The organism is Bacillus sp. TH13 (assembly GCF_016651175.1).
Taxonomy (GTDB): Bacteria; Bacillota; Bacilli; order Bacillales; family Bacillaceae_G; genus Bacillus_A; species Bacillus_A thuringiensis_S.
The window spans coordinates 2526420-2542233 of record NZ_JAEKEJ010000025.1 but is presented as its reverse complement, the minus strand read 5'-3'; the positions used below and the strand labels follow the sequence as shown (position 1 = coordinate 2542233).

Here is a 15814-nt window from a genome sequence, read left to right as displayed (position 1 = left end):
AGCATGATTTATTTTATTGAACAAACAAAAGCATGCATAATCATTTTATTATTTTTGGAAAATAACCAACTTTTTCACCATGAGCTAATAACTGCTGAATAAATTCTTTATTAATTGTTGGTACTATCAATTCTTTTTTCTTAATCCATTCATTCGTTCTACGCGTACCCATTACAATTTCAGATTGCTGCGCTCCATCTCCTGCAACTTGAGAAGCAATTAACTCTGCTATTACTTCATTTCCCTTTGCTAATTCAAGTCCGGCATTTTCATATTCTGAAAGTGGAACCATTTCAAGATTGTATCCACACACTCCAATTAGCTGTATAAATTGTTCAAACTCAATTTGATGTGGATGACAGATGTGCAATGTTTCTCCATCTATTTGTGAATCTTGTACATACGTTACAATTGATTTACTAGCAAAATCAATTGGTGTGAAATCAACTTTCCACTTCACATTTGGTGCTTTTCCAATTAATAGCATTGTTTTAATAAGACGATAAAATGCGTTTCCTTCAATATTTTGTTGGAACGAACCTGTTTCTGAATGACATGCTAAATTACCTGCACGATAAATATTTCCGTGCAAACCATTTTTCATTGCTTCACGAACAATGTTTTCCGCTTGTAGTTTACTATTTGAATATACATTCTCTAAGTCTACACTGTAATTAAAATCACCAGTTTTCATGTATGTATCCCATTGATCTACTGCTAATTCTAACGGGATACCAATTGTAGAAATAAAATGGAATGTAGCATCTTTTTCCGCTAATGCTAGCATACGGCTAGTTCCTTGTACATTTATATTTTCAAATTGTTTTACATCTCCAAAATGTCTTACATCTGCACCGCAATGAATTATCGTATCCATCTTAGAACTGATGAACATAAATTCTTCTTCGCTCATCCCAAGATACTCTTCTCCCAGATCGCCAGCTACGGCCTGTATACGCTGTAACCATTCTTCACATATATCATTAAAGTAGCCTGTTAATGTATCTATAATTCTTTGCTGCACATCTTTGGTTGGTCTTACTAAACAATAAATAGTAGCAGATGTATCTCTCAGCAATTCATATAATATGTGTGATCCTAAATAACCAGTAGCTCCTGTTAAAAAAATATTTGAAATCTGGGTTTCTTCCAAAGCATTTGCATACGTAATAGTATCTGGTTCGTGAATCACTTTATATTCACGAAATACTTCTTCTTTCTCTACTTTTACTTCTCGCTCAATTCGAGCTAATCCATATATCGTTCTTTCTTTAAAGAAATCTTGAATGGTTAAATGTGAGAAATCTTCTTTTAACAATGTTAGGACTCGTAATACTTTTAATGAATGTCCACCAATTGTAAAGAAATCATCATGCACTCCAACTTTTGAAATTCCTAATACTTCCGCCCAAGCGTTCGCTATTTGTTTTTCTGCTTTATTAGAAGGTGCAACATATTCTTGTAGACGAACCGGTTCATACTTTTCTTCTAACTGAGCTAACTTCTTAACATCAATCTTTTTATTAGGTGTAAGTGGTAATTCATTAATATAAATTAGTTTAGATGGCACCATATAATCTGGTAATTGCTCTTGTAACTGATAAACTAATTCTGGTATTTCTTTTTTATTTAAAGTTGTATAGAACGCGATTAAATATTGGCTACCTTCCTTACTCTTCTTAGCAAAAACAGCATTTTCTTTTATATTATGATTTTGAGAAATTTTACTTTGGATTTCTCCTAGTTCAATACGATGTCCTCTAATTTTTACTTGATCATCTTTCCGATGTAAAAACTCTATATTTCCATCCTCTAGCAACTTAACGATATCACCCGTTTTATATATATTAACTATAGGATTAAAAGGGTTCGGAATAAAAGCTTCAATTGTTTTATTAGGCTTATTAAAATACCCTTTTGCTAATCCTACTGAATCTATATATAATTCACCAGGTACACCTATTGGACAAAGATTCATATTCTCATCCAAAATCATAACTTGATAATTAGAACATGGTTTACCAATGGGAATACTCGCAACATCCTCATTTAACTGACTAGGTATTTTATAAGTTGTCGTCACTACTGTACATTCTGTCGGTCCGTATACATTATGAATTTCAACATTTGTACCTATTCTTTCTCTCCACAATTTAATAACCTCTACAGGCAACATTTCACCGCCAATCGCAATTCTTTTTAGGGAAGCTAGCTTATATATATCTTCTTCTGCTAAATAAGTTGCTACTTGTCGAACAAAAATTGTTGCTAATGCCAAGATCGAAGTTGCTTTCACTTTATAGATTGCATGTGCAAATGCTTCTACAGACAATCGCTCTTCCTCTAATAATACATACAAGTTTCCTCCGCAGAATAAAGAAGCAAATGACTCCCATACAGAAGCATCGAAACTAAAGGAAGGAAATTGGGCAAATACATCCTCTTCTGTCAATTCATATTGCTTTTGCATCCAAGTGTACAGATTAACAACGCCTCTATGTGCTAACATCGTTCCCTTTGGATTCCCTGTTGAACCAGATGTATAAATCATATAAGCTACATCATCACAATGAATAGACAACTTTACATCTATATCTTCACAAGTTTCACTATCATACATTGAAACTGTTTGAACCCCATCACATGTTATAGGCGTCTCTTTCATCAATATAACTTTCGCTTGGCTATCTTGAATAATGTACTGTATTCTACTTTCCGGATAATCTGGATCAATCGGAACATACGCTGCACCAGCTTTTAATATAGCTACCATACTTACTACTGTGTCTATGCTACGTTTCATAAATATTCCAACATAGTCTCCTAATTGGACGCCGTTTTTAATTAACATATGAGCTATTTGATTACTTTTTTTATTTAGCTCCTCATAAGTTAAAGTACCTTCCCTTGAAGATAAAGCTATACGATTTGGAAATTGAGTAACAGTATTATAGAACATATCGACGATACTTTTCTCAGGATATACTGCTGTCGTATCATTCACTTGACTATAAAGTGCCATCTCGGCCTCTGTAATAACATTAAAATTTTTTATATAATTATTCGTATTTTGTGATGTATCGATTAAAACACCTTGTATTTGTTGTACATAACGAGTAATCGTTGTCTCTTTCCAATTAACACTATTAAATATTATTTCTACGCTTTGCATATTTTTACTAAATACAAATTGTAATGTATTCGTGTCTTGTAGCTCATAATATGTTTCACCAATAATAATAGGTGACATTTCATATAATGTATTACCGTTTTGAAACTCTTCTATTTCTTCCTCATTCATTTCTTTAATTTGTTCCAGTTGCTCTTCAATCTGTAAATTCAAACTTTCATAGGAGAGAAAATTAGAAATTTCAATAGTAATCGGAAATAAACTTCCTCTTACATGATAAAGCACGACAATATGTTTTTCTTTAGAAATATGATATAACCACGTTGCAGTCGCTCCTATTAAATCTACAATGTGAGTCAAATTTGGAAATAGTTCAGTTTTTCTTTTTACCCCAAATTCTGTTCCTTGCACATCTTTAGGTATTTTAATACTTCCTTCTACTTTTCCTAAAAATTCTTTTACCATCTCATTATAAGAAATTGCTAATTTCATATTTATGTAAATTCCTCTCTCAAATATAATAAAGGTGTGAAAATTCACACCTTTTTCATCCCTTATTAACGGGCAAATTAGTTCAATTCATAATCAAAGGGGGGGATCCCCCTTTGATTATAATTGATCTTTCTTCTTATTCACTTTTAAACTCACCAATTAGCTCTTGTAATTCCTGAGAAAGCCAACTTAAAGAAGTCGCTAATTCTGCAATATCTTGTACTGATATTTCTTGCTCTTTCATGCTTTCTTCAACATTACTACTGCTGCTGGCATAAGTATTTGCAATATGTGATAATTCATTTACGACTTGAACAATATTCTGGCTATTTTGTAAAATGTCACTCGAATTACCAGAGACAGCTTTTACTTGATCTGTAACAGATTGCGCTGATTTTGAAATTTTTTCAAAGAAATCTCCACTACTTTGAACAAGTGAAATTCCAGTTTCTACTTCTTTTGAACCTTTTTGCATTGAAACTACAGCATCTTCTGTCTCAGCTTGTGTTTCACCAATTAATTTCGCTATATCTTTTGCAGACGCTTCAGTTTGTTCTGCTAATTTTCGTACTTCATCAGCAACAACTGCAAACCCTCTTCCAGCTGCTCCAGCACGTGAAGCCTCAATAGAAGCATTTAAAGCTAATAAATTTGTTTGATTTGAAATACCTGTAATTACAGTTACGATATCACTAATTTCTTTTGACCTTGTTTCTAACGAATAAATGATGGAAGATAAATCCTGTACTGCATTTTGGATTAAACTCATTTGATTAATAATTTGTCCAATCACTTCATTACCTTCAATTGAATGTTGCTCCATACCTTCAGAAGCAACCGCAACTTGTTTTGCAGCCCCAGTTATCTCTTCTACCTTATCTTCCATTCCATGTACAATTCCTAAACATTGTTGTACTGAAGTTTTTTGAGACTGTGCCCCTACTCTTAAACCTTCAATAGAACTTGCAATCTCTTGAACTGCCATACTGTTTTCCTCTGTACTCGCCGACAATTCTTGTGAAGAAGAAGAAACTTGCTCAGCAGTTTGCCTTACTTTATCTATAATCCCTTTAAATTTTTCAATCGTGTTATTGAAATAAACATTAATAATTCCAATATCATCTGGTCTTTCTTTTAATTTAATACTTAAATCACCTTCACCAATTTTACGTAATCCTTCTCGTAAATCTTTTAATGGAGCTAGCGAGTGACGCACGATAAAGAATTGAGTAATAGTCGCAATTGCTAATGAAATAATGATAAAGAGTAAGCCCTGTATCATAAACTTCTCTTTTGTAATAGGAACAATGGAAGCATCTAAGTCAGCCGCAATAATTGCAACAATATTGTTTTCTCCATCTGTAATTGGTTCTAATATTGTCACCCACGAACCTATTTCATCTTCATATACTTCTGTCATTTGGGCCTTTTTCGTATCAATGACCTTATCGTATGCCTTCATCCAATGAGCGGGTTGTTCATAATAATCTCCCGGCTTTATAGGGAATGCATTTGTTAACTCTGTAGTCAAACCAACGAGTTGTAATTCTCGCTTTTCATTCGGCTTTGCTCCTGTAACATACGTTTGTCCAACACTTTTCAATTCTTTTGACACTTCATCTAATTTCTCTGTTAACTTTTCTTTTTTCACTTTTTCGGCTGTAGGATCTTTCGCCATGTCTCTAACTAATTCTACATCCAATTTTTTCAACACTATTTCTCCTGTTTCAATAGACTGTCTTTCAAATAAAGACATCATACTATTTTGAAACATGTTGAAACTTAACGCGCCCATACTTCCAACAAGTGTCAAAATAACTAATACGGTTAATAAGACGTTCTTTTGAAGGAACGATAACTTATGCCAATATTTTTTCATTAATATCCACCTTCCTTAATGATTCTAAACAAAAAAACAAAATATATGAATATTTTGTTTAAAGATGTTTCTCAATATGTTCGAGAATAAAAAAAAGCCAATGTAAACGCATTGGCCAAGACCAACCCTATCCGTCCGGTAACTGGCTAGCATAGCCTTTCGACCTTAGCTCCTGTAGTTTTGCGTCCTCATGTTTCCATCAGTTTGCCTTTCTCGCTGAACGAGTTGAACGATATGGGAGTTCTATGAGAATCATATATTCTCTATCAAAGGTTACAACATATAAATCAAAATGTCTACTTATTTAGAGATATAAATACAAATTTTTAACGAATTGCTTTTTCGAAATAATTTCAAAAAGTACGTGAATGTTACTTTTTTTGTGTTATATAATAAAAAATGTATAAATAACAAGGATTTCTTCGGGTATTTATTTAATTTTCATTCAAATTAAACTATTCGAATATATCTTAACTAATGAATTTCGGAGGTAGTTTATCATGTTTTGGCTACAATTTCTTACCTTGTTACTCTGTATTTTTATTGGTGCACGCCTAGGCGGAGTTGGTTTAGGAGTAATGGGTGGAGTTGGTATGGCAATACTCGTTTTTGTCTTCCACTTACAACCGACCGCGCCTCCTATCGATGTAATGCTTATGATTTTGGCAGTAATTACAGCCGCTGGTGCTTTGCAAGCCGCTGGAGGAATGGACTACCTTGTTCATCTAGCTGAAAAGGCATTACGAAAAAATCCAAAACGCATTACATTCTTTGCTCCAATTGTTACTTATTTATTTACACTTTGTGCAGGAACTGGTCACGTTGCTTATTCTGTACTTCCTGTTATTGCAGAAGTCTCTCGTGAATCAGGGATTAGACCGGAACGCCCAATGTCGATTGCCGTAATCGCTTCTCAACAAGCAATTACAGCTAGTCCAATTTCAGCTGCCACAGTTGCTCTTTTAGCAATGTTAGCTGACTATAAAATCACTTTATTAGATATTTTAAAAGTGAGTATTCCTTCTACTTTCATTGCTTGTATGTTAGCAGCATTCGTTGCTAGTAAGATGGGAAAAGAATTAAATGAAGACCCTGAATACTTAAAACGATTAAACGAAGGAATGATTCCTAAGCTTGAAGAGAAAAAAGAATTTGTAGGTGTAAAGGGCGCAAAATTATCAGTTATCCTTTTCCTTGTAGGAACCTTCCTTGTTGTACTTCTTGGTTCATTTGAAGCACTTCGTCCAGGATGGATAGTTGATGGGAAGTTAGCTCGTCTTTCCATGCCGAACACAATTGAGATGGTTATGTTAACTATCGCGGCTCTTATTATTATTTTCTGTAAACCAAATGTAGAAAGCATTGTGTCTGGTAACGTCTTTAAAGCAGGTACAACAGCAGTTGTTGCTATTTTCGGTATCGCTTGGATGGGAGATACTTTCTTTAATGGAAACTTAAATATGATTCAAGGATCCATTCAGCATTTAGTAACAAGTGCCCCTTGGCTATTTGCCATCGCACTATTCATTCTATCTATTTTACTGTACAGCCAAGCAGCAACAGTTCGTGCCTTAATGCCACTTGGACTATCTCTTGGCATTCCACCAGCGCTACTGATTGCGATGTTCCCTGCAGTAAATGGATATTTCTTCATTCCAAACTATGGAACAATCGTTGCTGCCATTAACTTTGACCGTACTGGTACAACAGGTATCGGTAAATACGTATTAAATCATAGTTTTATGATTCCGGGCCTAATTGCAACATTTACTTCTATCGGAATTGGAATGCTCTTAATTTCAATTATGTTTTAAAGAAAAAGCACAAACCTTTATTTAAAAAGGTTTGTGCTTTTTTAATCAAATGTTTGTTTAAATTTTGGGGCAGTCTATTTCTCCATGTAGCACTTAAAATACTACACGTCCTTCTCTACAAACTTCTCTTTACTTCTTCAGCTAATTTTCTCGTACTTTCATACGCAGATTCAGCTAAACTAATTGCTGAAATAACTGAAACACCGTCCGCACCCGCTTCTATAACTGCCGCTGTATTTTCAATTGTAATCCCACCAATACCAACGATTGGCACTGTAATTCCTTGTTCTCTAAAATAAGCTAATCCTTTCGTTCCTTGAACCGCTTTTGTATCTTTTTTCGTACTCGTTGGGAAAATAGGTCCAACGCCTAAATGATCTGCTCCGTTTTCGATTGCAAAGCGTGCTTCTTCAATTGTATGAGCAGATACGCCGATAATTTTATCTCCCATTTTTTCACGAACAGATGTAATTCCTTCATCATCTTGTCCTACATGAACACCATCTGCATCTAATTCAATGGCTAATTCTACATCATCATTTACAATGAAAGGAACACTATATTCCTTACAAAGCGTCTGCAATTCTTTTGCAAAGCGCACTCTATCTTCTCCGATTAAAGAACCTTCCCCCTTCTCGCGAAACTGAAAAATTGTCACTCCACCATCTAACGCTTCTTTCAATACAGCTAAAGGATCCCTCGTGCAGTTATTACTTCCCATAATAAAATACACTTGCAATAGCTTAGACATTTTATCTATTTCAATGCGTGCCATTTCTTTCACTCCCTCTTACTCTAACTCCTCAATCTTTCCATACTTCTCAATATCACCAGAAGTAGTATTCGCTAACTGATTTAAAAATTCAATTTGGAAACTACCAGGTCCCTTTTCCACTGTCTTAGCAGCTGCCAGTTCCGAAGCTACACCATAAAACGTTAATGCGGCTACTGCTGCTTTTACATAATCTTTTTCCACTGCTACAAATGCTCCTATTACAGAAGTTAGTAAACAACCTGTTCCCGTAACTTTCGTTAAAATAGGGTGACCATTTCGAATAACAATAGTTCTCTCTCCATCTGTAACAACATCTTCTTTTCCAGTAATGACCGCAACTGTATTTAGTTCATCTGCTGCCTGCCTTGCAATACTTACAACATTGCCATTTCCAGTACCAGCGTCTACCCCTTTAATTTCCCATTTCTCATTAATAACATTTGCTATTTCAGCTGCATTTCCGCGGATAATTGCTAAATCGATTTCAGCCGGAATATGTCTCGCAACTTCTGTTCGATACGAAGTTGCTCCTGCACCAACTGGATCAAATAGTACTGGCACATTGTTCGCATTTGCTGATTTACCCGCGAGTAACATCGCTTCTACTTCTTCAGGACGAAGTGTCCCCATATTTAATACTAACGCTCCAGCAATGCTAGCCATTTCTGCTACTTCTTCTTTTGCATACGCCATTACAGGCGATGCCCCAAGTGCCAACAAACCGTTAGCAGTAAAATTTGTTACAACAACATTTGTAATATTATGAACAAGCGGATTAGATTCTCTCACCAAATCCACTACTTTACTAATTTCTTTCATATTCATCCTTTTCATCTCCTAACTATAATGATGGGAGATACACAAAAAGACACTTTGCGCGTACGCAAAGTGCCTGAACATGTGCTTTTACACTCTCCCTACGCTGGCATTATCCAACAGGTTCAAATGGTCAATGACGGACTAGTAGTCATACTCTCAGTTTGTATCCACAAACTCCCATGTGTTTCTTATTCATCTATTTCAAAGTCTACTCTTATTCTAGTAAAATAACAAGTTCTTTACTTTTCAATACGGAAAACAAAGAGTGCTAGGAAGCTCGTCCTATCACTCTTTTACATTATTATTTTAGACCTTTTGATATTTCTTTAACCGTTTCTGATACAGAGTCAAGTCCGTCAACAACAGCGCCTCTATCTACTACAAAGATATAATCAGGATTTTTCTCAAGAATGTATTCGAATGAAACTTTATTACCATGTGTATCTGCTTTAAGGTCTGCTTCAACGCATACACTTAAAAATCTGAAATTTATATCAATCTTATTTTTATATTTGTAAAACCCTTGTTGTTAATTGAAGCAAGAAGCATACAAACCTTGAGGACAACTGAATCTCAAGAAGATGTATGCTATATTTAACGTATGGAAATTTGAAAGGATGTTTTTAATATGTCAAAAAGCGTTGTAATCGCTGAAAAACCTTCCGTTGCACGAGATATCGCTCGTGTACTGAAGTGTGATAAAAAAGGAAACGGCTATCTTGAGGGTAATAAATATATTGTAACTTGGGCTTTAGGTCATCTCGTTACATTAGCTGATCCAGAAAGCTATGATGTGAAATATAAACAGTGGAATTTAGAAGATTTACCGATGCTACCAGAGCGTTTGAAATTAACAGTGATTAAACAAACTGGTAAACAGTTTAATGCTGTAAAGAGTCAGCTACTTAGAAAAGATGTAAATGAAATTATTGTAGCAACAGACGCTGGACGTGAAGGAGAATTAGTCGCACGCTGGATCATCGATAAAGTTAAGCTAAGCAAACCAATCAAACGTTTATGGATTTCTTCTGTAACCGATAAAGCAATTAAAGATGGTTTTGCAAATTTAAAACCAGGTAAAGCCTATGACAATTTATACGCTTCAGCAGTTGCACGTTCAGAAGCTGACTGGTATATCGGTCTTAACGCAACTCGCGCTTTAACGACTCGCTTTAATGCTCAGTTAAATTGCGGCCGTGTACAAACGCCTACTGTCGCTATGATTGCTAGTCGTGAGGATGAAATAAAGAACTTCAAAGCTCAAACTTACTACGGCATCGAAGCTCAAACAATGGAGAAGCTCAAACTTACTTGGCAAGATGCAAATGGCAATAGCCGTAGTTTTAATAAAGAAAAAATCGATGGTATTGTAAAAAGTTTAGATAAACATAATGCTACTGTTGTGGAAATTGATAAGAAACAGAAGAAGTCATTCTCTCCTGGTCTTTACGATTTAACTGAATTGCAACGTGATGCAAATAAAAAGTTCGGTTACTCTGCTAAAGAAACATTAAATATTATGCAAAAATTGTATGAACAGCATAAAGTACTAACGTACCCTCGTACAGATTCACGCTACATTTCATCTGATATCGTTGGAACACTTCCAGAACGTCTAAAAGCATGTGGTGTTGGAGAATACCGTCCCTTCGCACATAAAGTATTACAAAAGCCTATCAAACCTAACAAATCATTTGTTGATGATAGTAAAGTAAGCGATCATCATGCGATTATTCCAACAGAAGGATACGTTAACTTCTCAGCATTCACAGATAAAGAACGCAAAATTTATGATTTAGTTGTAAAACGTTTCTTAGCTGTTTTATTCCCAGCATTCGAATACGAGCAACTAACATTACGTACCAAAGTTGGTAGTGAAACGTTCATTGCACGCGGAAAAACGATTTTACATGCTGGTTGGAAGGAAGTATACGAAAATCGATTTGAAGACGATGATGTAACTGATGACGTAAAAGAGCAGCTTCTGCCTCACATTGAAAAGGGCGATACATTAACTGTAAAGTTACTTATGCAAACATCAGGCCAAACGAAAGCACCTGCACGCTTTAATGAAGCAACTTTACTTTCAGCAATGGAGAATCCTACAAAATATATGGATACGCAAAATAAACAACTTGCTGATACGTTAAAATCGACTGGTGGATTAGGTACTGTAGCGACACGTGCTGATATTATCGACAAGCTATTCAATTCGTTCTTAATTGAAAAACGTGGCAAAGATATTCATATTACTTCAAAAGGCCGTCAGTTACTTGATTTAGTACCAGAAGAGTTAAAATCCCCTACACTAACTGGTGAATGGGAACAAAAACTTGAGGCTATCGCAAAAGGTAAGCTGAAAAAAGAAGTATTCATTTCTGAAATGAAGAACTATACGAAAGAAATTGTTTCTGAAATTAAATCGAGTGATAAAAAATATAAACATGACAACATTTCAACGAAGTCTTGTCCAGATTGCGGTAAACCAATGCTAGAAGTAAACGGCAAAAAGGGAAAAATGCTCGTATGCCAAGATCGTGAATGTGGTCATCGTAAAAATGTATCTCGTACAACAAACGCTCGCTGTCCACAATGTAAGAAGAAACTAGAATTACGTGGTGAAGGTGCAGGCCAAATTTTCGCATGTAAATGTGGCTATCGTGAGAAATTATCAACATTCCAAGAGCGACGTAAAAAAGAATCTGGAAACAAAGCCGATAAACGCGACGTTCAAAAATATATGAAACAACAGAAAAAAGAAGAAGAACCATTAAATAACCCGTTCGCAGACGCATTAAAAAAATTAAAATTTGATTAAACAAAAAGGTTCCTACCTCTATCGGTAGGAACCTTTTATTTTAGTGAATGATTTTACTTCCTTTTGCATTCTCAACAAATTTTTCACTTGATTTGTTAATTGGTGTTTTCAGTAATAACGCAGCAACAATCATAACTACTACGAAAGCACTTAACACAAGTAAATCTCGCGTTACGATATCCCATAGCATTCCGCCTACTGTTTCACGAATTGCACTAATTGCATATGTGAACGGTAAGAACGGATAAATTGCTTGGAAGAACGCTGGTGTCATTTGGATTGGGAATGTTCCGCCCGATCCTGCTACTTGTAGTACAAGTAAAATGATCGCCATCGATTTCCCAACGTTTCCGAAAATAGAAACGAGTGAGTATACGATACAAACGAAGACTCCACCAATAAATAAACTAAATAACACAAACCAGAACTTATCGACTACGTACGTACCGAGTAAGAATATATCTCCCATCGATACGATAAACGCTTGTGAAAGACCTATCGTTAAGAATGTTAATAAACGTCCGAAGTAAATTTCATGGCTCTTATAATTCGCGCCCTCTTCGTGTACTTCTACTGTTAATAATGAAACCATTAATAATGCGCCTACCCATAATGCAAGCACTGTATAGAATGGTGACATTGCTGAACCGTAGTTCGGCATCGCAAATAATTTATTCTCTTTTAAATTTACTGGATTCGCAAAGTAATCACTTTGCTTTTCAACATCATTTTTCAATAAACGTATGATGTCTTTTAAATCCTCTTCAGATTCAAAATCACGAATTTTATCTGCTAATTCTTTAATCTTTTTCTCAGTAGCTGGCATTTCAGCTTTAATGTCTGCTAATTTCTTTTTACCATCTACTAAGCCTTTTGATGAATCTTCTAGTAATTTTTTAACATCTGGAAGCTTTTTGTCTGCCTCTTTTAAAATTTGAGATGTGTTTTTAGACATCTCTTTTGTGCGAGCAATTGCTGCATTGAAATTTGGAGTGATTTCTGAGTCATATTTAGCTAAAATGTCACCAATTTGACCCGAAACACTTTTAGACACTTGATTAATACTTTCAATAACATCAGCTGCTGGTTTTTGACCTTTATTAATAGCGTCAATTCCTTTATCAGTTAACTCCATTCCTTTTTGCAAACCATCTTTTGCTTTATTTAACTTAGAAATTGTACCATTAAGGTTTTTATCACTATTCACATCAGCTAACACTTTATTTGTACTTTCCAGAACTGGAATCATGTCATTAACTAAATTCCAACTTGCTTTAAACTGCCCATTTAATTCATTTAAGGCTACTTTTGTAGAATCTAAGCCGTTAACACCTTTATTACTTAAATCTTCTTTTGCCTTTTCAAGACTGGTTTTTAGTTTTGCATAATCCGCTACAGCCTGATCATAGTTCTCTCTACCATTGTTTAATATCTCATTAGCCTTATTTATATCTTGATTTAAATTGCCTCTAAGCTGCTGAGCATCTTCTTTTACATTGTCAGCCTTATTTTTCAATTGCTCAGCTGTGCTTACTGCTTTTTCAAAATCTGCTACAAACGTCGCATTATAATCTGCTTCTGCTTGATTTACCAAGTTATTTATTGCATCTAACTTTTTATTAGCAGCATCTCTGACATCTTGTTTCACTTCTTGCCCTGTACCAATAATATTAGCGATATCTTTAACGCCGCCATTTGCATTTTCTATAGCTGATTTAAGATTCGTTAATTTATCTATTCGTTTTTGGAAGAAGTCTTTTCCAGAATCAGTTGGTGCAAATTCCTTAAATTTAGTAAAGACATCAATTAAATATGAAACACTATCTGCACGACCTTGAAGATTTTCAGAAACCTTATTAAGGTCTTGTTTTGCTTTTTCTGGATCAAAATTACCATTTTGCAATCCGTTTATAACGCCTTGTGCATAAGTTGTTCCGACACGTATTGAACTAAAAACATTATTTACAGTTTGATTAATATTTTTAGCAATATTTTTATATCCCTCGCCATTCACTTGCGGTAACTCTGGAAGTGTTGGTATTTGCGGAATGGTTATATTCGGTAAGTCTGGGAACTTGGATGGATCTGGAAGTGCCAGATTGAAATCCAATGATGGATTCTTTAAGAAATCCGTAATTGCCGCGGCACCATCTAAACCTTTTTGCATTACCATTAAATTATTCTTAATAGTTCCCGGAGCGCGATTCAATGTTTCATCATTTCTCGCAAAGAATTTATCTAAATTCCCTAACGCTTCTTGCCCATCATTCATAACACTCTCTACAACTGGCAACTCTTTTTGCGCTACTTTCACAACATCTTCTGCTCGAGTTGCATCATCTAATGCCTTATCCATAAGTGTATTCATTTCTGGGAACTGCGCTTCTAACTTAAATACAAGATCTTTTACTTTTTCGATACTTGGTAAGTTTGTTTCTAAATCGATTCCAAGGTCATTGAAAATTTTAAAAATCTCACCGTTTGCTGTTTTTACAAAGTTTTTACTAATTTCTTCTGTAATACCTGATGCACCTTTTGCTGTAATCTTCGGTGCAATCGCGTTTACTTTTTCATTCACATAGTAATCCAGTTCTGGTTTTTTAGGATTTTCATCCAGAACAGTTGCAATTTTTTCAGAGAAGTCTTTTGGAATCGTAATACTTGCATAATAATCCCCACGCTCAACTCCGTAAATCGCTTGTTTTTCATCTACAAATTTCCAGCCAAGATTTTTGTTTTTCTTAAGGGAGTCTACAATCTCTTTCCCGATATTAATATCTTTCCCTCTTAAATTAGAACCTGCATCTTGGTTAGAAACTGCAATGGGAACCTCTTTTGTATTTCCATACGGATCCCAAGAAGCTTTAATGTTAAACCATGCATATAACGATGGTAAAATCATTAATCCTAAAACAATAACAATTGCAGCCCAATGTTTGGCTACATTCCGTAAATCTGTCTTATAAATACGCCAAATCTGTTTCATAGAAGTTATCACCTAATTATATATTTTTCCTTCTTTAGAAAATGATACATGCATTTTGCAATTATATCACTTTCTACATCGTGTATTAACCAAAAACGTACTATTTTTTCCCATTAACTTTCACTTACTTTATTATATAACGAAGTGAGTCAAAGTATGAATACAAAATGACCAAATCGGTTTTACATTCAATAATAACAAATATATATGAAATGTCATAAAAAATACAAGTATTTTCTCTTGGAAATACTTGTATTCCTAAAAAAAATCCTCACAGCTTTTATTCTCTGTGAGGATTTCTTCTATTATATATCCAATTGAACCTCTACACCGAAATGATCTGAAATTACATTTCTGTTTGTACCATTAAAAATAACTTTTGAAGAATGAACTTTTTTACTTTGGTTACACAATATTAGATCTATTCGCAAATTATGTTTATTTTCATCCCAACCAGCAATCTCGCCTTGGACAGTCGTTCCTTCATCCTTCTCTATTGCTAATTCATATGTGTCATACAACCCTTTTTGCATCATATACTCATAACCTTCGCCTTCCAAGCGAGCATTGTTATTAAAATCCCCCATTAAGAAGGCGAGCTTATTGCTATCTACACGCCCCATCAAACGATTGATTTGACCTTTGAATGACTCTTCTTCATCATTCCACCAACCGAGATGGCAAGAGTAAAACGTTATATCTTTACCATTATAAGCAATTGTTGTACTTACAATTTTACGCGTTTTCCAATACGTTGTATCCTCGTTTTCTGAAATGAAGAACGTATCTTCTTTTATAATATTATGCTTCGTTATAATCGCTAATCCTTCTTCGTACACGTCATAACCAATATGAGAGAAATCCCAAGTAATATTGTAATCTTTTACATGTAGCGCTTTTAACTCTTCTAATAGTAAAAGTCCAAAATTATCTTCTTTCTTGTTACCGCATACATTTTCAGCTTGTATGGACTGACTTACTTCTTGCAATGCGATGACATCGTACTCTTCTTCTTGAATTACTTTAGCAAGGTATTGTATCTTTTCTATTTGATTCTCTTCTTGCCAAGAATGACAGTTTAAAGTTAGCAATTTCATATTA

At 34.7% G+C, this 15814-nt stretch carries 8 protein-coding genes, 1 pseudogene and 2 riboswitches; of the genes and pseudogenes, 2 read left to right on the top strand and 7 right to left on the bottom strand.

Annotation, left to right across the window (positions count from 1 at the left end; genetic code table 11):
* Window positions 1-40 precede the first annotated feature (40 nt).
* Together JFU02_RS21590 and JFU02_RS21585 are read right to left on the bottom strand one after the other, a co-directional pair.
* Window positions 41-3622 (bottom strand): non-ribosomal peptide synthetase family protein, encoded by a 3582-nt coding sequence (locus tag JFU02_RS21590; protein WP_201071648.1) that lies wholly within the window; start codon window positions 3620-3622, stop codon window positions 41-43.
* A gap of 136 nt (window positions 3623-3758) precedes the next feature.
* Window positions 3759-5501: a methyl-accepting chemotaxis protein gene (locus JFU02_RS21585; RefSeq protein WP_000761082.1), complete on the bottom strand. Its 1743-nt coding sequence runs from the start codon at window positions 5499-5501 to the stop codon at window positions 3759-3761.
* 134 nt (window positions 5502-5635) lie between these two features.
* Window positions 5636-5720: riboswitch (cyclic di-GMP riboswitch) on the bottom strand.
* A gap of 281 nt (window positions 5721-6001) precedes the next feature.
* Between JFU02_RS21585 and JFU02_RS21580 the strand changes: the two genes are divergently transcribed.
* On the top strand, window positions 6002-7315 hold the full coding sequence (locus tag JFU02_RS21580) for an anaerobic C4-dicarboxylate transporter family protein (RefSeq protein WP_061666201.1): 1314 nt from the start codon (window positions 6002-6004) through the stop codon (window positions 7313-7315).
* A gap of 115 nt (window positions 7316-7430) precedes the next feature.
* On the opposite strand, the gene thiE is transcribed toward JFU02_RS21580, so the two are convergent.
* From thiE to JFU02_RS32210, 3 genes and pseudogenes are all read right to left on the bottom strand, one after another.
* Window positions 7431-8090: a thiamine phosphate synthase gene (gene thiE / locus JFU02_RS21575; protein WP_000090959.1), complete on the bottom strand. Its 660-nt coding sequence runs from the start codon at window positions 8088-8090 to the stop codon at window positions 7431-7433.
* Between the two features lie 15 nt (window positions 8091-8105).
* A complete protein-coding gene (thiM, locus tag JFU02_RS21570) occupies window positions 8106-8915 on the bottom strand; it encodes a hydroxyethylthiazole kinase (protein ID WP_098222649.1) in 810 nt (269 codons plus the stop codon).
* Between the two features lie 72 nt (window positions 8916-8987).
* Window positions 8988-9100: riboswitch (TPP riboswitch) on the bottom strand.
* Between the two features lie 110 nt (window positions 9101-9210).
* Window positions 9211-9375, bottom strand: a pseudogene (locus JFU02_RS32210) (ABC transporter); the annotation flags it as partial.
* Window positions 9376-9537: 162 nt separating this feature from the next.
* Here JFU02_RS32210 and topB point away from each other — a divergent pair.
* On the top strand, window positions 9538-11727 hold the full coding sequence (topB, locus tag JFU02_RS21565) for a DNA topoisomerase III (protein ID WP_201071645.1): 2190 nt from the start codon (window positions 9538-9540) through the stop codon (window positions 11725-11727).
* A 40-nt stretch (window positions 11728-11767) separates the two neighbouring features.
* Here topB and JFU02_RS21560 read toward each other — a convergent pair whose 3' ends face one another.
* Together JFU02_RS21560 and JFU02_RS21555 are read right to left on the bottom strand one after the other, a co-directional pair.
* Window positions 11768-14713: a YhgE/Pip domain-containing protein gene (locus tag JFU02_RS21560; RefSeq protein ID WP_069354895.1), complete on the bottom strand. Its 2946-nt coding sequence runs from the start codon at window positions 14711-14713 to the stop codon at window positions 11768-11770.
* Between the two features lie 305 nt (window positions 14714-15018).
* Window positions 15019-15810 (bottom strand): endonuclease/exonuclease/phosphatase family protein, encoded by a 792-nt coding sequence (locus tag JFU02_RS21555; protein ID WP_097888750.1) that lies wholly within the window; start codon window positions 15808-15810, stop codon window positions 15019-15021.
* Window positions 15811-15814: the final 4 nt, after the last annotated feature.